We start from the raw sequence: 24,983 nt of genomic DNA on the forward strand, positions 1-24,983 counted from the left end.
CCTGGGTGCGGTTCACTGCTGTTGCTCCGTCTGCCGGTCACGCCAATTAGACTCCACAGGCCATACCGAAACACGTTCGTGAATGGTGATGCTTTGCCGCGGAAGTTTTTCCACTGGTGTTTGTGGTGAATCTGCGAGTACCCACGTGTCCTTGGACCCGCCGCCCTGAGAAGAGTTCACAATCAATGAGCCTTCCTTGAGCGCCACCCGGGTCAGTCCACCGGGCAAAACCCAAACGTCGTCGCCGTCGTTCACGGCAAAAGGACGCAAATCCACGTGGCGAGGGCTAAAGCGGTCCCCGCTCAAAGTGGGAACTGTAGACAGCTGCAACACTGGTTGCGCAATCCAACCACGAGGATCTTCAAGAATGCGCTGACGCAAAGCGTCTAGCTCTTGCTTGGTGGCGTCAGGGCCAATGACCAGGCCCTTTCCGCCGGAACCGTCCACGGGCTTAACCACAAGCTCATCGAGACGGTCCAAGACGTGCTCGCGTGCTTCTTTTTCTTCGAGCCGGAAGGTATCAACGTTGGCTAGAATCGGTTCTTCATTCAGGTAGTAGCGGATCAGATCCGGAACATAGCTGTAAACAAGCTTGTCATCGGCAACACCGTTACCCACCGCGTTAGCGATGGTCACGCCCCCGGCGCGCGCAGCATTCACTAGTCCGGGACAACCGAGCATGGAATCTGAACGGAACTGCAAAGGGTCCAAAAATTCGTCGTCAATGCGCTTGTAGATCACGTCAACGCGCTGTTCACCGGCGGTGGTCCGCATATAAACACGGTTGCCGCGGCAGACGAGGTCGCGCCCTTCAACCAATTCCACACCCATGTAACCGGCCAAGAGGGTGTGCTCAAAGTAGGCGCTGTTAAAAACACCCGGAGTCAACACCACAACAGTAGGGTCATCAACGCCCGCTGGGGCGGTCTTACGCAATGCCGAGAGAAGACGCCGCGGGTATTCCTCCACGGGCCGGATGCGCTGCTGTCCAAAGGCCTCTGGAAGTCCCTTGGCCATAGCTCGCCGGTTCTCCATCACGTAGCTCACACCGGAGGGAACACGGACATTGTCCTCGAGCACGCGGAATGTTCCAGCAGCGTCCCTCACCACGTCAATACCGGAGATGTGAACGCGGACTCCCCCAGACGGTTCAAAACCGTGGACCTGCCGGTGAAAATGGGCGCTAGTGGTGACGAGCTGCCGCGGGATAACCCCGTCGGAGACAACTTTCATGTTGCTATAGACGTCATTCAAAAATGCTTCCAGCGCGCGTACACGTTGCTTAACACCGGATTCGAGATCCACCCAGTCATCGGCCGGAATAATTCTGGGCACAATGTCCAAAGGAAAAGGCCGCTCTTCGCCGGCGAAGTCAAAGGTGACACCGCGGTCAAGGAAGGTGCGTGCCATTGAATCGGCGCGTGAGCTGACGTCGGCAAGGCTGAGTTCGCGAAGCGCCCCTGCCACTTGTCCGTAGGACTCTCGCGTTACTTGGCCCGGCGCAAACATTTCGTCGAAGGCACCGGTGCGGTCTACCGCTGTGGAGTAATCCTGAAATAGCTCTGACATGAAGAAAAGACAACCACCTTTTTCGTCTCTTTGCATCAAAGTCGGCTTTGTGGCGTGTTGTTTGTTCTACGGAAAGTCAGGTGATATTTAGATGCTGGGGCACCAAAAAATACTTAGGATCATCAACTGAGCTACTACGCAACATCGCTGGAACACAACGGCAACAAGATTGGTACATAAACGGGTGTTCACGCTTGGATAAAATCGGTGGACCTTCGGGCATTTGAGGCCAGCGTGGTTAAATAACGTGGTGTCTAATCAGAATCTTGCTCGTGACGTTGCCGCTACTCGTTCATCCGTGATCTCCACTCACAGCTATGACGTATCAATCGATATTCGTCAGGCTGAGGACCCCACCGTAGAAAGCTTCCACACCCAAAGTGTGATTACCTTTGATGCCGAGCCCGGCAGCAGCACGTTTCTGGATTTTATTGGCGCCGAAGTGCATAGCATTTTCCTCAACGGCAAGGGTGTGGACGTAGCCGCAGCCGTTCAAGACGCTCGCATTGAACTCAAAGACTTGCAGGCTGTTAACCAAGTAACGGTTATTGCGTCGGCTCTGTACAGCCGCTCGGGTGAAGGACTCCACCGGTTCGTGGACCCGGCAGACAATAAGACCTACTTGTACACACAATATGAGCCAGCCGATGCGCGCCGGGTTTTCCCCAACTTTGAACAGCCTGACCTCAAGGCCCGCTATACGTTCCACGTGATTGCCCCGAGCCATTGGGAGGTGGCCTCCAACGGTGAGGAAGTTCAGCGAACTTCGCTAAACTCAGCCCCGGACGTTAGCCGCTGGGACTTTGAAGAAACAAAACCCATGTCCACTTACATCACAACGCTCTTGGCTGGACCGTACTTCAAGGCCACGGACCTGTGGGTTGGCACGATGTCTGACGGTACGGAGTTGCAGGTTCCGCTGGGACTGTACTGCCGCGCGTCGTTCGCTAAATCTTTTGACACCGAAGAACTATTCCGCCTGACCAAAAGCGGGTTGACGTTCTTCAACGAACTCTTTGACTACCCCTACCCATGGGGCAAGTATGAACAAGCGTTTGTGCCCGAGTACAACCTTGGCGCCATGGAGAATCCGGGACTTGTCACCTTCACCGAGGACTACGTTTTCACCTCCCGTGCCACCGACGCTCAGTACCAGGGCCGAGCCAACACTCTGATGCACGAGATGGCGCACATGTGGTTCGGCGACCTTGTCACTATGTCCTGGTGGGATGACTTGTGGCTCAAGGAATCGTTCGCCGACTACATGGGAACTTTGGCAGTGGACCAGGCAACTGATTGGGATAGCGCCTGGGTGAACTTTGCCAACAAACGCAAAGCGTGGGCCTACCTCCAGGACCAGCTGCCCACTACCCACCCGATTGTTGCTGACATTGTTGACTTGGAAGCGGCGAAGCAAAACTTTGACGGAATCACGTACGCGAAGGGCGCTTCAGTTCTCAAGCAACTCGTGGCGTTTGTGGGTTTTGAGGCGTTTATTGCTGGGGCCCGCAGCTACTTCCGCGCCCATGAGTTCAGTAACACCACATTGACGGACTTGCTGGTTGAGCTCTCAAAGGCATCCGGCCGGGACCTAACACAGTGGGCGCAGCAGTGGTTGCAGACCTCCGGGATTTCCACCCTGAGTTTGGAGATGGACGTGAACGACGGCGTCATCACCGCAGCCGGAATCGTTCAGACGGCTACCGACCCGGTAACAGGACGCAAGGCAGAGAGACCCCACCGCCTGCGCATTGGCGTCTATAACTTTGATGAAACTGGGGCGTTGCTGCGCACCAAGAGCATTGAATTAGATGCAGCTGGCCCCGAAACTGCAGTGGATGCTCTGACCGGACAGGACGTTGCACCGCTACTGTTACTCAACGACGATGACCTAAGCTACGCCAAAATTCGTTTGGATGCTGCCTCTGAGGCCACAGTACGTTCGGCCATGGACCGGATTGAAGATCCCATGGCCCGTGCCCTCGCATGGAACGCACTGTGGGATTCTGCCCGTGATGGCGTCACACCCGCCGAACTCTATGTGGATGCGGTGACGCGTTTTGCGCATCACGAAACCGGGGTTGGGGTACTCCAAGCAGTGTTGGCTAACGCCCAGGTTGCCCTTGATAATTACGTTCCTGCAGCGCGACGACACGAGTTGCAGGACGCTTTTGCTGCTCATGCGCTGGCACAGCTTCAAGCTGCGGAGCCCAGCTCCGATGCCCAATTGGCGTGGGCACGTGCGCTGGGCTCTGTGAGCCGTTCCTCTGCAGTGGCTCTGAGCACCTTGCACGGCCTCCTAGACAGTTCGGCAGAGCTTCCGGGACTACTGGTAGATTCGCAGCTTCGCTGGCAGTTCTGGCACGCACTGGCCGCCCATGGCCAGGCCACCGAAGCTCAGCTTCAAGCTGAGGCAGCCCTGGACAAAACTGCCTCGGGCCAAGCTGGTCTTGCAACCGCGTTGGCAGCTCGTCCGGATTCATCCGTCAAAGCTGCGGCATGGGCAGAACTGGGAGCGTCCACTAGCCTGTCCAATAGCCTGCTGAGCGCCACGATTGCTGGCTTTATGACGTCAAGGAGCGAACTACTCGCACCGTATCAGGAACCGTACTTTGCGCAGCTTCGATCTGTGTGGGCTTCGTTGAGCATTGAACTGGCTAGCCGGATTGTTCGCGGTTTGTACCCGGCGCACCAGGATTTGGGTTCCGCTGCTAGCCCCGAGGAACACCCGGTCATTGTTGCTAGCGATGAGTGGCTTGCCGCCAACACCGATGCTCCACGAGCCCTGATTCGAATCATCGTAGAGCAGCGGAGCCACTTGCTCCGGGCGCTAACGGCTCAGGCCGCAGCTTAAGCGCTCTGGTCTAGAAACCCTGGCAGGTGTTCTTTAAGGGACTCGGTGTAGCCATTCCTCGGTGCCGAATTTTTCGATGACGCGTTGTTGCGCTGCAGAGAGCTCTGCTTCGGACAGAGTTGTTTCAGTAGCACCGTAGCGTTCCTTAAAGACTTCGATCATGGTGTTGATGATCTCTTCGCGAGGTAGGCCGGTTTGGCGGCGGAGCGGGTCTACGCGCTTCTTGGCGCTGCGTGTGCCCTTGTCGGAGAGTTTCTCTTTGCCGATGCGCAGGACCTCGACCATCTTGTCAGCGTCGATGTTGTAGCTCATCGTCACGTGGTGGAGCATGCCACCGTTGGCGAGACGCTTCTGGGCCGCTCCCCCGATTTTTCCTTGATCGGTGGCAATGTCATTAAGCGGAACATAGAACGCTTCTATCCCCAGCCGTTTGAGCGCAGCCATCACCCAGGCGTCAAGGAAAGCGTACGACTCTTCAAAACTGAGCCCGTCCACGAGCGTCTGCGGCAGGTAGAGCGAGTAGGTGATGCAGTTTCCTCCTTCCATAAACATGGCGCCACCGCCGGTAACACGACGCACCACAGAGATGTTGTGCTTCTGAACGCCTTCGGGGTGCAACTCATTCCGGTAGGACTGAAAGCTGCCGATCACAACCGAGGGCTCTTCCCAATCCCAGAACCTGAGCGTGGGCTGGTGTTCGCCGGCTCCTACGGCCTGAGTGAGTACTTCGTCGAGTGCAACGTTGATGTTGGTTGGCTGCACGGTGGGGCGGATAACTTCCCACTGGTGGTCAGCCCATGAGCTGGCATAGCCCAAGGCCCTGCGAATGGTGATGGCAACAGCCTCGGGTGAAAACCCAAAAAAATGTGCATCTGCAGGGAGAGAATCACTCACTGCTTTGGAGAGCTGGACGTTGCTGGAGTTACTGGGCAAGCGCTCAAGGGCTGCGTTGATGGTGTCGAGAGCTTCGTCCGGTTCTAGGAAGAAATCGCCGCTCAGCGATACCTTGCTGAGCTGACCGCCGTCGTCGTCTAGATCCACCACCACGAGCTTGCCGCCGGGTACCTTGTATTCGCCATGACGCATAACCATAGTTCAAGCCTAGGTCACTCGGCTGGGTGTTAAAACAAACAAACCCCGCACCTATGGTGCGGGGTTTGTAAGAAAAGCTTGAGGCGAAGGAATTACTTCTTGCCGAAGCCCTTGAAGCGAGCGTTGAAGCGCTCCACACGACCGGCGGAGTCCATGATGCGCTGCTTACCCGTGTAGAACGGGTGGGACTCGGAGGAAATTTCGACGTCGATTACCGGGTAGGTGTTGCCGTCTTCCCACTCGATGGTCTTGCTCGAGGAAACGGTGGAGCGGGTGAGGAACTTAACGCCAGAAGCCAAGTCATTGAAAACGACTGCTTCGTACTTCGGGTGTGTATCAGACTTCATAAGTGGACCTTTGTTCACGCAACTGGATTTGGCCAGCCGCCAGGTATGAATGGGATGGCCCGCAGGCCAGCTACTAATACTACCGGATGTAGACGTTGCTCGCGAACCAGTGAAGTAGGGCGCTTCGTCTCTTGGAGTCCTGATCGCGGCGCTTAGAACAGCTTTGGTTTCAACAACCCTCGCCGTGGGGATTCTGGATGCAGTTATCCGCATAGTTCTTGGTGATGGAACGCCAGACCTGGATGGTTTGAGGAGCACTTGTGGCAGAACCTCGGCCGGTGATGGGTAGCGGTGGACCACCGTTCACCGAGTACGTACCGGTAAAGGAGGTAGTGACACTGACGGGATAATTGCCCGTTGCCGTATAGACGTGGCTAGTCCGGGTTTTGGTTCCCCACTCGTCTTCCGGCAACGGTCCGCCGGAGACTGGCGTGGGACCAAGTGTGGAGCCATCGCCGTAGTTATAGGTGTACTCAACGGGTGTAGCTGTCAGGTGCACGGACTGGCCAAGCAAAGCGATGTTGAAGTCTTGTTTGCCCGCTTCCGCATAGACGTTTGTCTCGGCGCCTTTGAGAGTGTGCGGCGCGGGTTGAAGCGATACCTTGGAAGGTGAGAAAGGCAGCTTCTCAAAGGCGCTCGAGATTCGCGCAGCAATAAGCTTTAGCAATTCTTCAGGTCGGATGTCGTAAAGACATGACGCTTCCCCCTTTGAAGACCAATCTGTCCATGCAGGGTTAACGATCGATTTGGGCGCATACTTCCAAACGACCGGGACACCCGGTTTTTCATCGCCCGGTCTCTTTGGGCATTTCAGTTGATTTGGCAGGCACCCGACGTCGAGCTCATCCGTTTGACTTTGGCAGTGAAGATCCGCCTTGTATTGATACGGGTCAGCAGGAACGTAGCCAGGGGGCGCGGAGACTGGCAGATCGCTACCTGGATCAACCATCCAAATCGCTGCCTTCGCACCGCCTTCCTCATAAGCCGCACCACCTCGGATGTCAGAGTCCGCATGCGATGCAGGAATGGCCACCCCGAGCATCGACGCAGCAACGAACACTGCCAGGAGCCCGCGGGGTAGTCTCGATAACTTACTTAAGAAGGCCATAATCGTCGACTCGCCACGAGCCATTTTCGTAGGAAAGATCTAGACCGGACGCACTATTTGAGGCCGGCGAAGGTTTTGCGGCTACTGAGCCGTCTGGGTCGTAGTAGCCAACAGAAGCCTGGAGTATCTGCACCACTACCTTTTGGGTCGGGGAGCCGTCCGGTAGTTTCGCCGATACCGACGGGACGGTAATCTTTCCGCCCGTCATCCACCTCCCTAACTTTGAATTCGTCACAATGCCATCCGTAACAATGTCGCAGGCCTGACACGTCGACGCAGCCAGTGACCGCCAAGGCTTCGTAGCACCCGTCTCATATGCGTAGCTCAGGAGCGAGTACCAGTACTTCACGAACGCCTCGGCACCTTCTTTGGTGTTCGTCTTTCCCTCGGATGGCAGAACGGGCAACGGTACGTTCTGCGCTTTGCCCTTCGCGGTGGCGGGCTTGTACACGGCAGTAGCGGTAGGTGCCGCGGTCGGCGTCGTACTGGCAGTAGCAGCCGACGATGAGGAAGCCGAAGAAGCCGAGGAGCCCGAACCAGACGGCGACGGTGCCGGGCTATTGCAGCCAGCCAAGCCCATCATCAGTACAACAGCAGCCGCCCCGAGTGCCGTGCGCTTACTGGTCAATCCCTTGGTGAACGGTGCGAATGTGGTCATAAGAGGAGTCCCCCGGTCGTCGGCTCTGGCCTAGCTTCACTCAGCCTAATCAATTTGGAAAATCGATGTAGAAGTTATCCACAGGCTCCTTCGGTTGTAGCACGCCCTCGCCTAGGGCGAAAGTCACATGGCCTCCAAATGCCCCAATATGGGACAAACACGCAGCCTTAAAGCTCAAAGTTCGGAGATCAAATTCTCGGCCTCAGTTCCCAAAACGCCACGGCTGAGGCAGCAGCGACGTTGAGAGAATCCACGCCATTTCGCATAGGAATCTTGACAGCCAGGTCGGCAATGCTCAAGGTTTCCGCGCTCACCCCAGCGCCCTCCGTGCCCAAGACCAGGGCAAGCCGCTCCGGGCGACGAGCTGCGAGGTCATCCAGATCAATCGCATCGTCCGCGAGCTCCATTGCCGCAATAGTGAAGCCCCGCCGTCTAATAGCCGCTAAGTCAGCTTCCCAGTCCAGCAAGCGCAACCACGGCACCTGAAATACCGTCCCCATACTCACCCGAATACTGCGCCGGTACAAAGGGTCGCCACAGCGAGGGCTAACCAGCACAGCGTCAACGTCCAGCGCTGCAGCGGAGCGGAAGATAGCTCCCACGTTCGTGTGATCAACAATGTCTTCCAAGATGGCAATTCGCGAGGCATTGGCAAGAACATCATCCAGACTCAAAGCCTCGGGACGTTCCATGGCCGCCATGGCGCCCCGGTGCAAATGGAAGCCGGTTATCTCTTCGAGCAATCCGGGGCTCCCCATATAGGCGGGAACATCGGGGAACTGCTCAAAGAGATCCGTCAAATCCTCTTTCCACTTTTCCGCAAGAAAAAAGGAACGCGGAGTGTGGCCTGCGGCGATGGCGCGGCGTAAGACTCGCGAGGATTCTGCGATGTAAAGGCCCTCGCGTGGTTCACGAATTTTCCGCAAATGTACGTCAGTCAGCTGTGTGTAGTCACGAACACGTGGGTCATCGGCAGAGTCAAGATAGTGAAAAGGCACGTTTGATTATTTCATCCGCACGCCACGCTACGGCCAGCTCAGGCAAGCAACTTTGAAATCATGACCACAAGGGCCACCACGCCCAAAGAGAAGATGACCCCGCGCAGCACAGAAGGCTTCAACCTCTGTCCCACCTTAGAACCCACAATGCCGCCGATCAGGGAGCTGACAGCAATCAAAAGAACTACGTGCCAATTGATCCTGCCAAAGGCGAAAAGCAGGTAAGAGATGGCAGCCACCATGTTCACCGCTAGAACAAGAACATTCTTCATTGCGTTAGCGACTTGGATGGAACCAGCCATAAAAATGCCCAGGATGCCAACGAGCAGAATGCCTTGAGCAGCAACAAAATACCCGCCATAGACGCCTGCGAGGAACACCAACGTCACGAGGGCAACGCCGTATTTTCCCTGCTCGCTGACAACCTTGGGGTCATCCCTGCGCAGCTGAACCCACCGTTGGAGCCGTGGCTGAAAGAGAACCATTAAAAGTGCCACAACAATCAGAACTGGTGCAGCATATTGAAAAACAGTTTCAGGTAGGTGCAATAAGAGCCAAGCGCCGGTGATACCACCGAGAACAGACGCTGGCATCAGTTTCAACAAAACATTGCGCGTGCCAACGAGTTGTTTCCGGTATCCCCATGCGCCGGAGACGTTCCCGGCCACCAACCCCATGGCGTTGCTCACCGATGCTGAGACCGGGGCCACCCCAATGGCTACGAGCACGGGGAACGTTACAAGCGTTCCAGAGCCCACCACGCTGTTGATGGTTCCGGCCCAAAGGCCAGCGAAAAATACCAGTAAGGAGTGCCACAACTCCATTATTAGTTGCTGGCTGTGGCGGTGTAACGCCCGTTGTTCTCCACTAACGTCAGAGAAAGACCAAAAGTCTTACTCAAATTTTCTTGCGAGAGGGTCTGCGCTAACGGTCCTGCGGCGACAATTTCGCCGTCGCGCAGAAGCAGTGCGTGAGTGAATCCTGGCGGTACTTCTTCAAGGTGGTGCGTTACAAGCACCATCGCAGGCGCCAGCGGATCCTTGGCCAATTCGCTCAACTGATGGACCAAATCTTCACGACCGGCCAAGTCCAAGCCTGCGCCGGGCTCATCCAGGAGCAAAAGTTCAGGGTCCGTCATCAGCGCACGTGCAATCTGAACACGCTTACGTTCACCTTCGCTGAGGGTAAAAAACTTTCGGTTCAACATGGGGCCCATTCCCCAGTCGTTGAGCAAAGCGAACGCTCGACGCTCGTCGTCCTTCTCGTAGCCTTCTTGCCAACGGCCGGTCACGCCGTAAGCGGCAGTCACCACCACGTTCAGCACAGTTTCGTCGCCTGGGATGTTGTTGGCCAGTGCTGCTGAGGACAAACCGATACGGGGGCGCAATTCAAAAACGTCGACGGCGCCAAGCACCTCATCAAGGATGCCCACTTCGCCGGAAGAAGGGTGCAGCCGGGCCGCAGCAATTTGGAGAAGAGTGGTTTTACCTGCACCGTTGGGCCCAAGCACTACCCAGCGTTCGCCTTCGTTGACTTGCCAGTTGATCTCCGCCAACAATTTTTTCGATCCACGAACAACGTTGACGCCAGCCAGTTCCAAAACATCACTCATAACAGAAGACACTAGGTTAAAACTCGGTTCTTTTGATAACCGCAACGCTCGCTAAGATTGCAGCCATGCCCTCTGTGCTCACCGCTCTCGTTTATGGCCCGTCCGTCTCCCCCGCTGACATTGATCAGATTCAAGCTGTTCTTATGGCTTCCGGGGCCACTGTTGAACCGGAAAAGCATCAGAGAACAGAGTTTTTTGACCTCGTAAGCATGGAACTCAAGCACCCCCAAGACGAGGCAACAGCACTCGCAGCGCTGCGTTCCGCCGTCGCACCTTCCGTAACTGGCGACGTTGATGTTGCCTTGGTGGCAAACACCTTGCGTCAATCTGAGCGGAAACTTTTGATCATGGATGTGGACTCCACACTGATCCAACAAGAAGTGATCGAACTCATTGCCGCCTACGCCGGCAAACGGGAAGAGGTTGCCGCAGTCACCGAAGCTGCCATGCGAGGAGAGCTTGATTTTGCGGAGAGCTTGCGAGCCCGGGTTGCCGTTTTGGCGGGCCTGCCTGAAAGTGTGCTGGATCAAGTCCGCCATGAAGTGGTATTGAGTCGTGGGGCCAGGAGCCTGGTTGAAGCATTCCATCAGGCTGGTCATGTGGTGGCACTAGTTTCGGGCGGCTTCAGCCAAATTTTGGCACCGATCGCCGCAGACCTGGGCATCACAAATTACTTAGCGAATGACCTTGAGATCGTTGACAGTCAGCTAACCGGGCAGGTCAGTGGAGCCATCGTTGACCGCGCTACCAAAGCACGGATGTTGCGGGAGTACTCAATAGCGGCTGGTATTGCGGCCGAGAACACCATTGCCGTTGGTGACGGCGCCAATGATTTGGATATGCTTGCGGCCGCGGGACTGGGGGTTGCGTTTAACGCTAAACCCGCTGTCCGCGCGGCCGCCGATGCTGCCATCAACATCCCTGACTTGGATGTTGTTCGTTACCTAGCTGGCGTCTGAGTTGCTCTCATCGCTGTTTGCTTTTTCGGCTTCAGCGGCGGCTGCAGCTTCGCGGTAATCGTTTCCGCCGACGTATTCCGTGTGACCGGATTCAACGTCTGCCGTAACCATTGCGGCTACCTCGGCGGCGAATTCCTGAACTGAATACAACTTGCCGGCCTGTGCGCGGCGAGCTTCGATTGCACCCGGGTTGGAGCGGTCCAGCAGTGTTGCCGTGACGGTTCCTTCGATCATGTCGCCGGAGACCACAACTAGCGAGATGCCCTTGTCCTCAAGGTTGGGCACCAGCTCACGCAGTGCGTCTTCACCTGCACGCTTGCTGCGGGCCACAGGCTCGTATTCCGGCATGGTGGGGACGCTGTTGATGAAGTGCGCCTGGTGGCTTGTAACAAACACCACTCGTGAGCCTTCCTGCATCAGCGGCACAGCAGCGTTAAGCATGTTGATCTGTGCATCACGGTTCAGCTTGAGTGCGTAATCCTCACCCATACCAGTTTCCATACCGCCAGACGCGTTCAGCACCAGCACGTCAAAAGAACCGAAGTTCTCCATAGCGGCACTTGCCAGAGCCTGAACACCCTCTTGGGTGGTGAGGTCTGCACCAACAGCAGCAGCGCGGCCGCCAGCGGCCTGAATTTCGGCAACAACTTTGTTGGCGCGCGGTGCCTTCTGCCGGTAATTAACGACGACGGCAGCGCCTTCACCGGCGAGGATCTTGGCAATATCGGCGCCAATTCCGCGAGATGATCCAGTGACAATTGCTGTTTTGTTATCGAGCAGTCCCATGTGGGCTCCTTCGTGTTGGCTTGAAAAGTTTTGGATTGTATTGAGCTAGTTTTTGAAATCAGTGACCCATACCAAGGCCACCGTCAACCGGGATCACAGCACCGGAAATGTACGAAGCCTCATCGCTTGAGATCCACCGCACCACCTTGGCCACCTCTTCAGCTTCGGCGTAGCGGCCAGCGGGAATTGTGGAGAGGTACTGCTTCTGAGTTTCCTCAGGTAGCTCGGCAGTCATATCAGTACGAATGAAGCCTGGAGCAACCACGTTTGCGGTGATCCCACGGGAACCGAGCTCGCGAGTCAACGACCGGGCGATTCCTAGGAGCCCGGCCTTGGAAGCGGAGTAATTGATTTGGCCGGGTGCTCCATACAACCCGGAAACGGACGAGATCAACACAACCCTTCCCTTGCGCATACGGATCATGCCCTTGGAAGCGCGCTTAATCACTCGAAATGCACCGCTGAGATTCGTGTCGATCACCGAGGTGAAGTCATCCTCGCTCATGCGCAGCAGGAGAGTGTCCTTGGTGATGCCAGCGTTGGCCACCAATACCTCTACAGGGCCATGAGCAGCCTCAACCTCAGTGAACGCAGCGTCCAATGACGCTTGGTCCGTAACGTCAGCTTGAACGCCCAGAATGCCTTCGGGTAATTCGCTGGGGCTGCGGAAGGTCACAGCAACCTTGTCACCGTTGGCCAAAAACTCTTTGGCAATGGCTAGCCCGATCCCTCGGTTGCCGCCAGTGATCAATACACTCCGGCCCGTTTGCTGTGCCTCTGACATACCTGTCTCCAACTCTTGTGTTCATGGTGCCCACCGAAACCTATGCCCTTGGCATGGTCCCAGCAGAAAAGTCTTTCGCACTGAATCCTATCTGCCCACGGGTTTTTGGCCTCAAGGTCACTGGTGAGAGAATGAACATGTCCTTTGGAGTGTGAATTTTTAGTCGTGAGTCCGCAACACAGCAGGTTCAACAAGAGCAGTGGCAATTCTGGCAACCCAGAAATTGCTGTCCACACAATTACCGACGCCGGCACAGCCCATTCCGAGGAAATGCGCCAACGAATGATTCGTTACGCACTTGCCATGGGAATCCGTATCGTTTGCCTCGGCCTGATCTTTGTGGTGGACGGCTGGTTCAAGATTCTGATGGTAGCTGGCGCCGTGTTTTTGCCATGGTTCGCCGTGGTTATTGCCAACGGTGGAGACAAAGCCGAGGTGCTTAGCGACTCCCTCCTTGACGCGGTTCCACAGCGGGAACTCGATTCCCCACTGACCCCCACTGCAACATCTTTTACGGACGAGCCCATACCCACTCCCGAGACGCTCATTGGTGAAATTGTGCCCAGCGACGACCAGCCCACGGATAAGACCACCGATAAGATCACGGATAAGACCACGGGGAAGTCCGGGCTATGAACCTCTTCGACATGCTGCCTCCGAGCGGCCAGCCCAAGTCATCCGTTTCAGCGGGCAGAACGGCCGTTGAAGATCAACGTTGCTCACGCAAAGGCTGCAAGGCTGCGGCCGATTGGCAACTCTTGTGGAATAACCCCAAGATTCACACACCTGAGCGTCGTAAGATTTGGCTGGCATGCCAGGATCACCGCGCATGGCTCGAAGATTATTTGCAAACCCGGGGGCTATGGAAGGAAACAATTCCTGTGACCCCGCAAGAGTCGAAGGCCTGAATGTACCGCTTTCTTTTTTCCAGCAAGTGGGTGGGCTACTTTGTGCTTGCTCTGATCTTCGCCACAGCCTGTGTCTTTTTGGGCCGTTGGCAAATGGACCGGCGCGCCGAGACGCTTGCCGGAATTGAACGTATTACCCAGAACTATTCGGCAACTCCTATCGAGTTCAGCGCCGCTAAAGAGCAGTTCAAGCAGTTAGATCCCGCCCGGGAATGGACTCAAGTTAAATTGCAGGGTCACTATGACGTTGCCGGCACCCGCGTGGTGCGCAACCGTCCGCTCAATGGCCAGCCTGGCTACGAAGTAGTGGTGCCATTTAAGACCGCTGACGGCAACACAGTGATTGTGGACCGTGGGTGGTTGCCCATCGGTAACCGTGAGGCTGGCCGCCCGGACTCGATTCCAGCACCGCCCTCAGGCGAGGTTACCGTCGTCGTACGTTTGAAACCCGGCGAGCCGGCACTCAACCGCGGCGCACCAGCTGGCCAAATCGCTTCAATTGACCTGCCAGATTACGCCCGCCAACTGGGCTACCCGGTACTCACCGGAGCCTACGGGCAGCTGGCTAGCGAATCCCCTGCAGTTGCGCAGATGCCTTCACCGTTCCCCATGCCATCCGTGGATGAGGGAACGCACTTGTCCTATTCCTTGCAGTGGTTCGCTTTTGGTGTGCTGATGTTTGTTGCCTTTGGTTATGCGGCGCGTCAGCAAGTCAAAAACGCAGCACTGGATGCACTGGACGCTGAAGAAGCAGCCAATGGCGAGGCTGGGTACGTCCATGAGGCGCGTGCATCACGGAACTGGAATTCAAAGCCGTCATCTGCCCGTAAAGGAAAACGCCCCACGGCCGAGGAAGAAGAAGATGCTCTCCTCGACGCGCAGGGGTTCTAAAAGTTCCTGAAAGCGGCCTTTAGGCCAGGGTGATGAGATCCAGGTAATCCTGGTTCCAGTGGTCTTCCACACCGTCCGGTAAGAGGACCACACGCTCTGGGTTAAGGGCTTCAACAGCGCCTTCATCGTGGCTAACCAGTACGACGGCGCCACTATAGTTCCGCAGCGCGCCCAAGATCTCGGCGCGGCTGGCCGGGTCCAAGTTGTTAGTAGGCTCATCGAGCAGTAGTACGTTTGCGCTCGAGGCCACAATGGTGGCCAGTGCCAAACGCGTTTTCTCACCACCGGAGAGAACGCCAGCGGGTTTGTCTACGTCGTCTCCGGAAAACAAGAAGGAACCGAGGATGCCTCGCACCTCCGAGTCTTGCATATCCGGCGCCGAGGAGCGCATGTTCTCAAGCACGGAACGGTTTACGTCCAGAGTGTCATGTTCCTGAGCGTAGTAGCCGATCTTTAGGCCGTGACCAGCAACCACCTTGCCGGTGTCCGGCTTGTCCACCCCTGCAAGCATGCGCAGCAAAGTGGTTTTACCGGCACCATTGAGTCCCAAGATGACCACCTTGGAACCGCGGTCAATCGCAAGATCCACGTTGGTAAAGATCTCAAGCGAACCGTAGGTTTTGCTCAAGCCTTCAGCGGTGAGAGGTGTTTTGCCACAGGGTGAAGGATCAGGGAAGCGCAACGCTGCAACGCGATCGTTTTCCCGGACTGCTTCCAAACCGCTGAGTAGACGCTCGGCGCGCTTGGCCATGTTCTGCGCGGCAACAGCCTTGGTGGCTTTGGCACGCATCTTGTTTGCCTGGTCAAAGAGGACCTGAGCCTTCTTCTCCGCGTTGGCGCGTTCGCGACGGCGCGCACGTTCGTCAGTCTCGCGCTGGAGCAAATAACGCTTCCAGTCCATGTTGTAAAAGTCGATCTGAGCGCGGTTAGCGTCCAGGAGGAAAACCTTGTTAACAGTGGCTTCAAGGAGCTCAGTATCGTGGCTGATCACAATCAGACCACCTTGGTGATTCTTGAGGAAATCACGCAACCAAGCGATGGAGTCAGCATCAAGGTGGTTAGTTGGTTCATCAAGAAGCATTGTCTCAGCATCCGAGTACAAAATCCGTGCCAATTCCACACGGCGACGCTGACCACCAGAGAGCGTCTTCAGCGGCTGGTTCAGGATCCTGTCCGGCAGAGCAAGGTTAGAGCAAATGGCTGCGGCTTCAGCCTCGGCAGCGTATCCACCAGCCGAGAGGAACTCTGATTCCAGACGGTCGTAGGCGTTCATGGCCTTGCGCTGGACTGCCTCATCCTCGCTGGCCATTTCCTCTTGTGCAACCCGCAGTTTGGCCACCGCAACATCCAAGCCACGGGCTGCCAAAATACGATCCCGGGCCAGCTGCTCCATGTCAGGCGTACGTGGGTCCTGCGGCAAGTAGCCAATTTCGCCGGAACGAGTGACTTTTCCTGCCGCGGGAAGACCTTCACCAGCAAGCACCCTGGTTAATGTGGTCTTACCGGCACCGTTACGGCCCACCAGACCAATCTTGTCGCCTTTGTCGATCCGGAAGCTGACCTGATCCATCAGCAGCCGGGCGCCGGCGCGCAATTCAAGATCTTGGACAGTAATCACTACAGAACGAGCCTTTCAAAGGGATGGTGCCGGAGGACGGCCTGTACAAGTCTACCGGCCACATGTGTCTGTTCACTCCAGACTGGGGACCATCCCTTAGTAGTTGTTCTACAAAGTGCGTTGTGTCATAGCCACATAACCTCGTGTTTAGAACGTTTTTACCCCATGAACACAGTTTTTTTGGACAGGACTTCCGTGACCGATTCCACTTCTCGTGCCAAAGACTTGGCGCTTATCGCTGTCTTTGCTGCCATCGTTGCCGCCTCAGTTGCCGTTCCGGGCATCCCCCTGGGGGGAGTAGGTGTGCCCATCACTCTGCAGACCTTTGCCGTGTTGTTAACGGGAATGGTCTTGGGCGGACCGCGGGCTTTTGCCGCCGTGTGTCTTTATGTTTTGCTGGGACTGGCAGGGGTGCCAATTTTCAGTATGGGCCGCGCAGGTTTAGGCGTTCTAGCAGGCCCGTCGGCTGGCTACATCATCGCTTTCCCCTTTGCGGCTGCTCTGGCCGGATTCTTTGCCAGCTATGTTCTCCGCCGCGGCCTCACCCCTAGGGTGCTGTGGCTCTTCGCCTGCGGCATTCTCAGCAGCATCCTTTTGATCCACACTTTGGGTTCTCTAGGGATCGCTATCAATACCAAAGCGACTCTTGGCCAGGCATTTCTTTCCGACCTTGTTTTTTACCCGGGCGATGTGATCAAAAACATTCTCGCCGCAGTGGTTGCCACAGCACTGCACAGGGCTTTCCCGGATGTATTGGTCCAGCCTTCGTTGCGGAAAAGCAAGCAACACCGTAATGGCGAAAACGCCAGGCTTGCTCAGGACGCCCAGTAATCTATGCCGAAAATTTCCTTTGAGGACATCTCGCTGAGTATTCCGCTGGACCCTGCGTCCAACAAAAGACCAGCAGCCTCAGATGTTTACGCGGGGTATAAAACCGTTTTGTCCAAGATTTCACTGGAACTGAGCAATTCTAGGACGGCCGTGATTGGGGCCAATGGTTCCGGCAAATCAACGCTCCTGCGTATGGTCAACGGCTTGGTACTGCCAACGTCCGGGCGGGTGATGGTGGATTCCTTGGACACACAACGGCACGGGCGCGCCATACGGGAAGTTGTTGGTTTTGTTTTCACCGATCCTCTGTCTCAACTGGTGATGCCCACTGGGCGTGAAGATATCGAATTATCTCTACGGAAAAAGCACCGCCACATTGACGATAGGCGTGAACAAGCAAAGGCCGTTCTGGAGCGTTTTGGGCTCAACCGGCTCGCCGATCAGAGCGTGTATGAACTTTCCGGAGGTGAACGCCAGCTCATGGCGCTAGCCTCAGTGTTGGCCACCGAACCTGAGGTGGTTGTTTTGGACGAACCATCCACACTTCTAGACCTACGCAACCGTGAGCTACTTCGCCGAACACTGTCCGCGCTCCCCCAACAACTCATCGTTTCCACTCACGATTTGGAGCTCGCTACTGATATGGATCGGGTTCTGGTGGTTGAGAACGGAACCATAGTGTTCGACGGCGACCCTTCAGCAGGCGTGAACCACTACCGTGACTTGTGTGGTGCCGGATGAACCCCCGCTCTCTAGCTATAGGCAACTACGTTCCTGGCACGTCTTGGTTGCACAGAGCACCGTTGTGGGCGAAGGTCTTGGGCTGCGTGGCGGCCGGGTTGTGCACTTTTGTGGTGCGGGATCCCTTGATCAGCGGCGGACTAGTGCTGCTTGCTCTGCTAGCGTTTCTGAGTTCCGGGATGGGGCTACGTAGTTTAGGGCGCTTAGTTGTGACCTCTGGGGTGGTGCTGGTGTTGATTGGTGTGATCCAGTGGTGGCAGATCGGCTTAGCCGCGGCTGCCACCATAGTGCTGAACATTTTTCTGTGTGTGGTGTGCGCTGCGATTTTGACAGCAACAACGCCTTTGACAGTGCTGATTGATGGGTTGGTCTCCGCTGCGAAGCCGTTTCAACGCCTCGGTGCAGACCCAGAAAGGTTCGCCCTGGCCGTTGCGATTATGCTCCGCAGCATCCCCTACCTACTAGGAACGTTTGCCCAGGTGCGGGATGCAGCTCGTGCTCGGGGGCTTGAACGCAGCCCGCGTGCTCTTCTGCTTCCCACCTTTATTACTGCTGTGGCTTACGCACGGCGTACTGGCGAAGCACTCGCCGCCCGGGGTCTGGGTGACTAGCAGTTTGGGTGACTAGATCGCAGCGAGATCCAGTGCGTACTGAAAGTGGGCGGCCACTCCCAATCCACCTGCCCCGCTCATCAACGCGAGTGCTTCCTGACCGTTTATACGGTTGTGGTGGAGCTGGGACATTAATCGCACTACAAGGATGGCTCCTGATGCACCGTAGGCGTGGCCTAGGGCAAGAGCGCCACCGCTACGGTTGGCCTGCGAAGGATCAAGGCCCAGTTCATACAAACAAGCAAGTGTCTGAGCGGCAAATGCCTCGTTGAACTCGATCAGAGAACCAGCCGGCCAATGACTTTCGTCCTCTATTCCCCCACTGACCCTAAGTTTCTTGGCGGCTGCAGCTGCGCCTAGGCCCAGTAGTTCCGGGCTAACTCCGGCACTTGCAGCCTCAACAAAGACCATGCCGGAACTGATCCCAAATTGTTGAGCTTGTGCAAGGGACATCATCAGAACGCCAGCAGCAGCGTCGGCATCAAAACATGAGTTCCCTGCTGTTACCGTCCCGCCTGAAACAAAAGCGGGCGGAAAACGACTGAGAATTCCAGCGGTGAGACTCGCTCGTGGACCGTCGTCATGCGCGAGGCACCACTGACCCTGGGTAGTTTCTCCCGCGAACGTACCGCGAGTGATCGATTCAAGAGCGTGCTGATGGCTCCTCAAAGCGAATTCGTCTTGGGACTGCCGCGAGATTTTCGAAAATACTGCAACGTTCTCCGCAGCAATGCCCATGTCTGGATCCCCGCTTCCATCGGCGGCAAGTGGTGCAAATTGTGCCCGCGAATACGGCGTCAAAGAATTGTCTGCTCCGCGTGTGGCACGAAGTGGAGCAGTTGAGATGCTCTCGCCGCCACCAGCCAGGTAGATTTCCCCAGCGCCAGCTTGAATGTACCGGGCAGCCATAACGATCGCGTCCAGCCCGGAGGTGCACTGCCGGTCTACCGTGAGAGCAGGAACTGATGGAGGTATCCCGGCTTCTAAAAGTGACAGCCTGGCCGGGTTACCGCTGCCGCCCACAGCATTGCCCATAAGGACTTCTGTGATGCTCGTGCCGGGAATGTCAGTGGTGTTGAGGAGTCCTTCCCACACGGCTGCCATAAGCTCGTGGACCTTGACGTTCCGCAGTTGGCCGCCGGCGCGGCAGATGGGAGTGCGTAGTCCGGCCACCACTACAGGGATTCGCTGCGGGTCCCCAGCTAAAGGTTGCTGAACAGCAGCAGGGAACCGCGTCACAGCATCAGCCGCAGGAATGGTGAGTGGCTAGCAACCCACTCGCGCAAAATAGCACGGCTGACTTTGCCTCGATCGGTCAACGGCAAGGTGCTCAGCGAATAAAACTGGAGTGGTTGTTTGGTCTTGTCCAGAACCGAATCGAGCCCAAGGCGCAGTTGCGCGGCACTCACGGCGCCGTGCGAAGGAACAATCGCAGCAATGATGCGTTCGCCGCGCATTTCATCCTTGACTGACGTCACAACGGCTGCTTCAACACCAGAAAGTGAGCACAGTGCCACTTCCACTTCTTGCGGATAAACATTGCGCCCAGCGGAGTTCATCATGTCTGATGATCGGCCCAAAAAGTGGAGACCATCCTCGCCTATGTAGCCTTTGTCCCCTACGGTGGCCCAGTCACCGTTTCGTCGGAAGGCTCGTCCATCATCGCCCCACAAATAACCGCCGCTGATCATTGGGCTACGCACCGCGATGCTGCCTTCAGTGCCAGGCGGTACTGGTGTCCCGTCGTCGTCCTGAATTCGAAGCTCAACACCGGGGAAAGGTTCGCCTAATAGCGACGCCGGCGCGGGGCCATCCCCCGCTGGGCCTGCCGGTGTTCGGGTACCGCTGACAAAGCTCAACTCTGCTGCACCGTAATACTCAAAGATGTCGGCGTTGGGTGCCCAGCGGCGTGCGGCATCCAGGGTGCGCGCATCAAGCTTGGCACCGGCACACACAATGGTGCGCAGAGAAGAAGCGTCAACAGAACCTTGAATGCCGCGCTCGCTCAAAAGGCGCAGAGGCGTGGGAGCTACAACAAGCCGGGTGATGCCGTCATAAACAATTGACGCATGCGCCTCGCCAACATCAAAGACATCGAGCCCAAAGAACGGTGAGCCAGCATAAAGGCACTCAGAAAGCGCATAAAGATTCAAGCTTGAATACAGTGGGCCCGGAGCGAGAGTCCTGTCACTGTCACGCAGACCAAAAAAGTTGATCGACGAGTCAAACGATGCCTGCCATGAACCGCGTGAACGCAAAAACCCTTTGGGGACCGAGGCAGTTCCGGACGTCAAACCAATCAAAAACGGGCTTCCCGCGGGACCATCTTCAAACGTTCCTGTGGGTGGATTCCCAGGAGAGCTACCATCCGCTGAGTCCCTGACCTCGGAAAGTTTGACGCGTATCTGTTCGGTCACTGTAGCCGGGCTTTTGGGGTCCAGAACAGCGCAAACACCACTTCCTGCTACCCCAGCGACCCAGCGGGCCACAAAGTCTAGGGAGTTCTCTGACTCAAGGATAGTCAGCGGCTCAGAACTCAGCCGCAGAGTGGCTTGCTCAACCAATTGCTCCCAGCTCCAACGAGAATCGCCAATGGCCACGGCTGGCGCGCTTGCACGCTCTTGGCTCCAGCGCCGGAGGCGGTTCAGGAAAGGCATTCCGCAATTTTAGCTGCAGAGTAACGCGCTCAGTGGGGCCCCACCGGCTATTGTGACTTTATGAGCTTCAATGACGGGGTCCAACTGGACCCAACCCAAGTGGAAGACCGACGCGGTGGTGGTGGCGGCATGGGCCGCGGGACAAAGATCGGCGGTGGCATTGGTGGCGGTATTCTGGTGCTTGTTTTGAGCCTGCTCGGTATTAACCCAGGGCTGCTAGACGGCCTCACTGGTTCTGGCGATTCCGGTCCGGTGGTACAAAACACCGGTGCTGGCAGTACCGCTGAGTGCAAAACCGGCGCCCAAGCCGATCAGCGCGTGGACTGCCGCATCACTGGCACGGTGAACAGCCTCAACGCCTTCTGGCCGGCCTACCTAGCGAAATACAACGTGAAGTACACGCAACCCAAGACAGTGATTTTTGACGGCCAAACCAACACCGGTTGTGGAGCGGCTACCTCAGATGTGGGACCTTTCTACTGCCCCACAGACGTCACTGCGTACTTTGATCCAGGCTTCTTTGACGAATTGGTCACCCGCTTTGGTTCCTCAGGTGGACCATTGGCTCAGGAGTACGTGGTGGCACATGAGTTTGGGCACCACGTTCAGGACATTCTGGGTGACTTGGGCGCGGCCCAGCAGGATCCTCAGGGCGCCCAGTCGGCTGCCGTTCGCACAGAACTCCAAGCAGATTGCTACGCGGGAATCTGGACGCGTTACGCAACCACTCAAAAAGACCCCAATACTGGCACCCCCTATTTGGAAGCGCTCACTAAGCAAGACCTCAACGACGCGCTCTCGGCAGCACAGGCAGTTGGTGACGACCGGATTCAGAAGGCAGCCACCGGCCAAACGAACCCGGAGTCGTGGACACACGGGTCAAGTGCTCAGCGCCAGCGTTGGTATTACCAGGGTTACAGCACTGGCGATATCAACAAGTGCAACACCTTCAGCACCACAACGCTCTAGGCAGGAAACTTAAACAAGTACGACGGCGGCCGGTGACCAAAGAATCTTTGGTCACAGGCCGCCGTCGTACTTTAACGCTGGTGACGCTTAGATGTTGAAGCCGAGGGCCCGCATCTGGTCTTTGCCGTCATCAGTGATCCGCTCCGGACCCCAAGGCGGCATCCATACCCAGTTCAGGCGCCAATCATCCACGATGGATTCAAGGGCCTTACCAACCTGCTCTTCAAGCACATCGGTCAAGGGGCATGCTGCAGTGGTGAGTGTCATGTCGATCAGCAGAGCGCCGTCTTCTTCGGAGTACTTGAGGCCATAGAGTAGGCCCAAGTCCACCACGTTGACACCGAGTTCGGGGTCAATCACGTCCTTTAGCGCTTCTTCAACGTCCTCAAGGGACGTCTGCGCTGCATTGACTTCAGTCATCTCAGTTCCTTAGGCCTGAGCCGCAGCAGCTTCGGGAACGCTCGCAGCGCCGGCACCGGGAAGGTAGCGGTCGTAGCCTTCGTCTTCCAAGCGGTCTGCGAGCTCGGGGCCACCCTGCTCTACAACCTTGCCGTCTACGAATACGTGGACGAACTCGGGCTTGATGTAGCGCAAGATGCGGGTGTAGTGGGTGATGAGCAAGGTGCCCATCTCGCCCTTGGAGTGAGCGCGGTTCACACCCTCCGAGACGATCTTGAGTGCGTCAACGTCCAAGCCAGAGTCAGTCTCGTCCAGAATGGCGAACTTGGGGCCGAAGAGCTCAAGCTGCAAGATCTCAACGCGCTTCTTCTCACCACCGGAGAAACCCTCGTTGACGTTGCGCTGTGCAAAGTCAGCGTCGATGCGCAACTTGTCCATGGCAGCCTTGACGTCCTTGGTCCAGGTACGAAGAGCCGGAGCCGTGCCATCGATAGCAGTCTTGGCGGTGCGCAAAAAGTTGGTCATGGAAACGCCAGGGACCTCAACCGGGTACTGCATGGCGAGGAACAGGCCAGCCCGGGCACGCTCGTCAACGCTCATTGCCAGAACGTCTTCGCCATCCAAAGTGATGGAACCGGAAGTGACGTTATAGCGCGGGTGTCCGGCGATGGTGGATGCCAAGGTGGACTTGCCCGAGCCGTTGGGGCCCATAATTGCGTGGGTTTCGCCCGTGTTGATGACGAGGCTAACGCCCTTGAGGATTTCTTTGGTGCCCTGCTCGACGTCAATGCTGACGTGCAGGTCCTTGATTTCAAGAGTAGACATGCTGTTCTTTCTTCTGGGTCAGTCGAAAAATATTGAAAACTTGGTGATCGCCTCTTCGGCGGTCACCTAGAAGTTCGTGAGCGGTGCGCCGTTGAGGACACTTGTAACGTCCACGTACACCTCGTCGTCGAGAATTTCGACGGCGAAAACAGGAACCGGATCATAGGCAGGAAGTTGCAGCGGAGCACCGCTTCGCAGATCGAACTGTGAACCGTGGCCCCAGCATTCAATCGTGCAACCTTCAACTTCACCCTCGGAGAGCGAAACATCTGCGTGCGAGCAAGTGTCGCCGATGGCATGGATCTGGCCCATGGAATCTTTGACGATTGCTACCGGGAAGTCATTGATCAGGATGCGCAACGCTTGCTTTACCTGAATCTCGCTTGCCTTGCAGACCAACTCACCGCTTGGCTTTTCGCCCATAATCGCAGTCCTTGCCTGTTCTAGTTTTCGCTTGCGGCGAGTTCGCGCTCTACGGCTTCGGTGAGTCGTTCTTCAAGCGCCGGGACGTGGATCTGCTGAATGATCTCGTTCAAGAAGCCGCGTACCACCAAGCGGCGTGCAACTTCCTCAGAGATACCGCGAGCCATGAGGTAGAACAAGTGCTCGTCGTCGAACCGACCGGTTGCACTTGCGTGTCCGGCACCTTCAATGAGACCCGTCTCAATTTCAAGGTTAGGTACCGAATCGGCGCGCGCCCCATCCGTCAGGACCAGGTTACGGTTTGCCTCGTAAGTATCAGTGCCTTCAGCTTCCTTACGGATGAGCACGTCGCCAACCCATACGGTGTGGGCGTTACGGCCCTGAAGAGCACCCTTGTACAAAACGTTGGACTTGCAGTTAGCCACTGCGTGATCAACGAACAAACGCTGTTCCAAGTGCTGGCCAGCATCAGCAAAGTACAGTCCGAAGAGCTGTGCCTCTGCGCCAGTACCAGTGAAACGAGCTGAAGGAGTCAGGCGAACCAGATCGCCGCCCAAGCTCACCACAATGTGCTTGAACTTGGCATCACGGCCTAGCTTGGCCTGCTGCGAAGACGCGTGAACAGCATCGTCTTCCCATTCCTGCAAGGAAATGACGGTCAGATCTGCACCGTCCTTAACCAGAATTTCCACGTTCTCGGACAAAACTGCCGAGCCATGGTGTTCAAGAACGATGGTGGCCTTGGAGAACTGCTCAGCAACAATCAGCAGGTGCGAAGCCGCGGGGTCAGTGCCGGCACCGGTAACCACCACGGAGACCTCGCCGCTGGCGACGTGCTCTTTAGGGATGGTGATGACGGTTGCCTGAGCGAAGTTTTCCCACGCATTGGCTGAGACACGGTCCTCCGGGATTGCCGCTGATCCAATGCGAGCGTCCGTGCGGTCAACCGTTTCCACGATGACACCCTCGGGTGCTGTTACCTCAACAACAGGTGCAGCACCTGTCAAAGCATCAGTGTGCAAACCACGCAGACGCTTCAACGGTGTAAAGCGCCAGTCTTCTTCCATACCAGTCAACGCCTTGAAGTCGTTGAGCTTGTAGGACGTCAGGCGGCCAGCGCGTGAGCTGTCCGGGATTCCAACGCCGCCACCGTGGGAGTGGCTCTTAGACGATGCGCCACCTAGAGGGCCTGCCACGGGGGCATTAGCCGCCGGTGCCGAAGCGTCCGCAGATTTGTCCACGTTGATCGGAGAAAGGCTCTCGCCTTCTTCGGTAAAACCGTCAATAAACGGCTGTGCTGAGGGGGCGCCGATGCGCGCCTTTTCTGTAGTGATTTCAGTCAT

At 56.6% G+C, this 24,983-nt stretch carries 26 protein-coding genes; 9 read left to right on the forward strand and 17 right to left on the reverse strand.

The window, feature by feature from the left end:
• Window positions 1-12: 12 nt before the first annotated feature.
• Window positions 13-1,569: a circularly permuted type 2 ATP-grasp protein gene (locus ACQR35_RS10345; protein WP_430269978.1), complete on the reverse strand. Its 1,557-nt coding sequence runs from the start codon at window positions 1,567-1,569 to the stop codon at window positions 13-15.
• 250 nt (window positions 1,570-1,819) lie between these two features.
• On the opposite strand from ACQR35_RS10345, the gene pepN reads away from it, so the two are divergent.
• The gene (pepN, locus tag ACQR35_RS10350; RefSeq protein ID WP_430269979.1) at window positions 1,820-4,423 is read left to right on the forward strand and encodes an aminopeptidase N; all 2,604 of its coding nucleotides are present in this window, start codon (window positions 1,820-1,822) and stop codon (window positions 4,421-4,423) included.
• Between the two features lie 33 nt (window positions 4,424-4,456).
• Here the strand turns inward: pepN and ACQR35_RS10355 are convergent, their stop codons facing one another.
• The 7 genes from ACQR35_RS10355 to ACQR35_RS10385 all read right to left on the reverse strand — a co-directional run bounded on the left by ACQR35_RS10355 (window position 4,457) and on the right by ACQR35_RS10385 (window position 10,238).
• The gene (locus tag ACQR35_RS10355) at window positions 4,457-5,515 is read right to left on the reverse strand and encodes a lipoate--protein ligase family protein (RefSeq protein ID WP_430269980.1); all 1,059 of its coding nucleotides are present in this window, start codon (window positions 5,513-5,515) and stop codon (window positions 4,457-4,459) included.
• A 92-nt stretch (window positions 5,516-5,607) separates the two neighbouring features.
• Window positions 5,608-5,862: a type B 50S ribosomal protein L31 gene (locus tag ACQR35_RS10360; protein ID WP_430267109.1), complete on the reverse strand. Its 255-nt coding sequence runs from the start codon at window positions 5,860-5,862 to the stop codon at window positions 5,608-5,610.
• 169 nt (window positions 5,863-6,031) lie between these two features.
• The gene (locus ACQR35_RS10365) at window positions 6,032-6,529 is read right to left on the reverse strand and encodes a PKD domain-containing protein (protein ID WP_430269981.1); all 498 of its coding nucleotides are present in this window, start codon (window positions 6,527-6,529) and stop codon (window positions 6,032-6,034) included.
• A 424-nt stretch (window positions 6,530-6,953) separates the two neighbouring features.
• Complete coding sequence (locus ACQR35_RS10370; protein ID WP_430269982.1) at window positions 6,954-7,628, reverse strand: DUF6318 family protein; 675 nt, start codon at window positions 7,626-7,628, stop codon at window positions 6,954-6,956.
• 188 nt (window positions 7,629-7,816) lie between these two features.
• Window positions 7,817-8,626, reverse strand: a complete 810-nt coding sequence (locus ACQR35_RS10375) for a TrmH family RNA methyltransferase (RefSeq protein WP_430269983.1) — start codon at window positions 8,624-8,626, stop codon at window positions 7,817-7,819.
• Between the two features lie 38 nt (window positions 8,627-8,664).
• Complete coding sequence (locus ACQR35_RS10380) at window positions 8,665-9,450, reverse strand: sulfite exporter TauE/SafE family protein (protein ID WP_430269984.1); 786 nt, start codon at window positions 9,448-9,450, stop codon at window positions 8,665-8,667.
• A gap of 2 nt (window positions 9,451-9,452) precedes the next feature.
• The gene (locus ACQR35_RS10385) at window positions 9,453-10,238 is read right to left on the reverse strand and encodes an ABC transporter ATP-binding protein (protein WP_430269985.1); all 786 of its coding nucleotides are present in this window, start codon (window positions 10,236-10,238) and stop codon (window positions 9,453-9,455) included.
• A gap of 65 nt (window positions 10,239-10,303) precedes the next feature.
• On the opposite strand from ACQR35_RS10385, the gene serB reads away from it, so the two are divergent.
• Window positions 10,304-11,197 carry a phosphoserine phosphatase SerB gene (gene serB / locus ACQR35_RS10390; RefSeq protein ID WP_430269986.1) on the forward strand — a complete coding sequence of 298 codons (894 nt, stop codon included), beginning with the start codon at window positions 10,304-10,306 and terminating at the stop codon, window positions 11,195-11,197.
• On the opposite strand, the gene ACQR35_RS10395 is transcribed toward serB, so the two are convergent.
• Together ACQR35_RS10395 and ACQR35_RS10400 are read right to left on the reverse strand one after the other, a co-directional pair.
• Window positions 11,183-11,983 (reverse strand): SDR family oxidoreductase, encoded by an 801-nt coding sequence (locus ACQR35_RS10395; RefSeq protein ID WP_430269987.1) that lies wholly within the window; start codon window positions 11,981-11,983, stop codon window positions 11,183-11,185. The genes serB and ACQR35_RS10395 overlap by 15 nt on opposite strands.
• Window positions 11,984-12,041: 58 nt before the next feature.
• Window positions 12,042-12,767 (reverse strand): beta-ketoacyl-ACP reductase, encoded by a 726-nt coding sequence (locus ACQR35_RS10400; protein ID WP_430267101.1) that lies wholly within the window; start codon window positions 12,765-12,767, stop codon window positions 12,042-12,044.
• Window positions 12,768-12,932: 165 nt separating this feature from the next.
• On the opposite strand from ACQR35_RS10400, the gene ACQR35_RS10405 reads away from it, so the two are divergent.
• From ACQR35_RS10405 to ACQR35_RS10415, 3 genes are read left to right on the forward strand one after another with little or no spacing between them, the layout of a single operon-like run.
• Window positions 12,933-13,403 (forward strand): DUF3099 domain-containing protein, encoded by a 471-nt coding sequence (locus ACQR35_RS10405; RefSeq protein ID WP_430267100.1) that lies wholly within the window; start codon window positions 12,933-12,935, stop codon window positions 13,401-13,403.
• Window positions 13,400-13,675, forward strand: a complete 276-nt coding sequence (locus ACQR35_RS10410; protein WP_430267099.1) for a hypothetical protein — start codon at window positions 13,400-13,402, stop codon at window positions 13,673-13,675. Before ACQR35_RS10405 ends, ACQR35_RS10410 begins: the two co-directional genes overlap by 4 nt.
• A complete protein-coding gene (locus tag ACQR35_RS10415; RefSeq protein WP_430269988.1) occupies window positions 13,676-14,566 on the forward strand; it encodes an SURF1 family cytochrome oxidase biogenesis protein in 891 nt (296 codons plus the stop codon).
• A 19-nt stretch (window positions 14,567-14,585) separates the two neighbouring features.
• Here ACQR35_RS10415 and ACQR35_RS10420 read toward each other — a convergent pair whose 3' ends face one another.
• The gene (locus ACQR35_RS10420) at window positions 14,586-16,184 is read right to left on the reverse strand and encodes an ABC-F family ATP-binding cassette domain-containing protein (protein WP_430267097.1); all 1,599 of its coding nucleotides are present in this window, start codon (window positions 16,182-16,184) and stop codon (window positions 14,586-14,588) included.
• 165 nt (window positions 16,185-16,349) lie between these two features.
• Here ACQR35_RS10420 and ACQR35_RS10425 point away from each other — a divergent pair, with 165 nt between their 5' ends.
• Genes ACQR35_RS10425 through ACQR35_RS10435 form a run of 3 tightly spaced genes read left to right on the forward strand, consistent with a single transcriptional unit; the run spans window position 16,350 to window position 18,367 of the window.
• A complete protein-coding gene (locus ACQR35_RS10425; protein ID WP_430267096.1) occupies window positions 16,350-17,015 on the forward strand; it encodes a biotin transporter BioY in 666 nt (221 codons plus the stop codon).
• A 3-nt stretch (window positions 17,016-17,018) separates the two neighbouring features.
• Window positions 17,019-17,756 (forward strand): energy-coupling factor ABC transporter ATP-binding protein, encoded by a 738-nt coding sequence (locus tag ACQR35_RS10430; RefSeq protein WP_430269989.1) that lies wholly within the window; start codon window positions 17,019-17,021, stop codon window positions 17,754-17,756.
• Window positions 17,753-18,367, forward strand: coding sequence for an energy-coupling factor transporter transmembrane component T family protein (locus ACQR35_RS10435; protein ID WP_430267094.1), 615 nt, complete (start codon window positions 17,753-17,755; stop codon window positions 18,365-18,367). Before ACQR35_RS10430 ends, ACQR35_RS10435 begins: the two co-directional genes overlap by 4 nt.
• A gap of 12 nt (window positions 18,368-18,379) precedes the next feature.
• Here ACQR35_RS10435 and ACQR35_RS10440 read toward each other — a convergent pair whose 3' ends face one another.
• Together ACQR35_RS10440 and ACQR35_RS10445 are read right to left on the reverse strand one after the other, a co-directional pair.
• Complete coding sequence (locus ACQR35_RS10440) at window positions 18,380-19,606, reverse strand: thiolase family protein (protein ID WP_430269990.1); 1,227 nt, start codon at window positions 19,604-19,606, stop codon at window positions 18,380-18,382.
• The gene (locus ACQR35_RS10445; RefSeq protein ID WP_430269991.1) at window positions 19,603-21,024 is read right to left on the reverse strand and encodes a class I adenylate-forming enzyme family protein; all 1,422 of its coding nucleotides are present in this window, start codon (window positions 21,022-21,024) and stop codon (window positions 19,603-19,605) included. Before ACQR35_RS10445 ends, ACQR35_RS10440 begins: the two co-directional genes overlap by 4 nt.
• A gap of 60 nt (window positions 21,025-21,084) precedes the next feature.
• On the opposite strand from ACQR35_RS10445, the gene ypfJ reads away from it, so the two are divergent.
• The gene (gene ypfJ / locus ACQR35_RS10450; protein ID WP_430267091.1) at window positions 21,085-21,993 is read left to right on the forward strand and encodes a KPN_02809 family neutral zinc metallopeptidase; all 909 of its coding nucleotides are present in this window, start codon (window positions 21,085-21,087) and stop codon (window positions 21,991-21,993) included.
• An 87-nt stretch (window positions 21,994-22,080) separates the two neighbouring features.
• Here ypfJ and ACQR35_RS10455 read toward each other — a convergent pair whose 3' ends face one another.
• From ACQR35_RS10455 to sufD, 4 genes are all read right to left on the reverse strand, one after another.
• Entirely contained in the window at window positions 22,081-22,413 is a 333-nt protein-coding gene (locus ACQR35_RS10455) for a metal-sulfur cluster assembly factor (RefSeq protein ID WP_430267090.1), read from the reverse strand.
• A gap of 9 nt (window positions 22,414-22,422) precedes the next feature.
• Window positions 22,423-23,217: a Fe-S cluster assembly ATPase SufC gene (gene sufC, locus ACQR35_RS10460; RefSeq protein WP_430267089.1), complete on the reverse strand. Its 795-nt coding sequence runs from the start codon at window positions 23,215-23,217 to the stop codon at window positions 22,423-22,425.
• 66 nt (window positions 23,218-23,283) lie between these two features.
• Window positions 23,284-23,640, reverse strand: coding sequence for a non-heme iron oxygenase ferredoxin subunit (locus ACQR35_RS10465; protein WP_430267088.1), 357 nt, complete (start codon window positions 23,638-23,640; stop codon window positions 23,284-23,286).
• Window positions 23,641-23,660: 20 nt separating this feature from the next.
• The gene (gene sufD, locus ACQR35_RS10470; RefSeq protein ID WP_430267087.1) at window positions 23,661-24,983 is read right to left on the reverse strand and encodes a Fe-S cluster assembly protein SufD; all 1,323 of its coding nucleotides are present in this window, start codon (window positions 24,981-24,983) and stop codon (window positions 23,661-23,663) included.

Source organism: Pseudarthrobacter sp. J1738, from assembly GCF_050490315.1.
Taxonomy (GTDB): Bacteria; Actinomycetota; Actinomycetes; order Actinomycetales; family Micrococcaceae; genus JBNPEO01.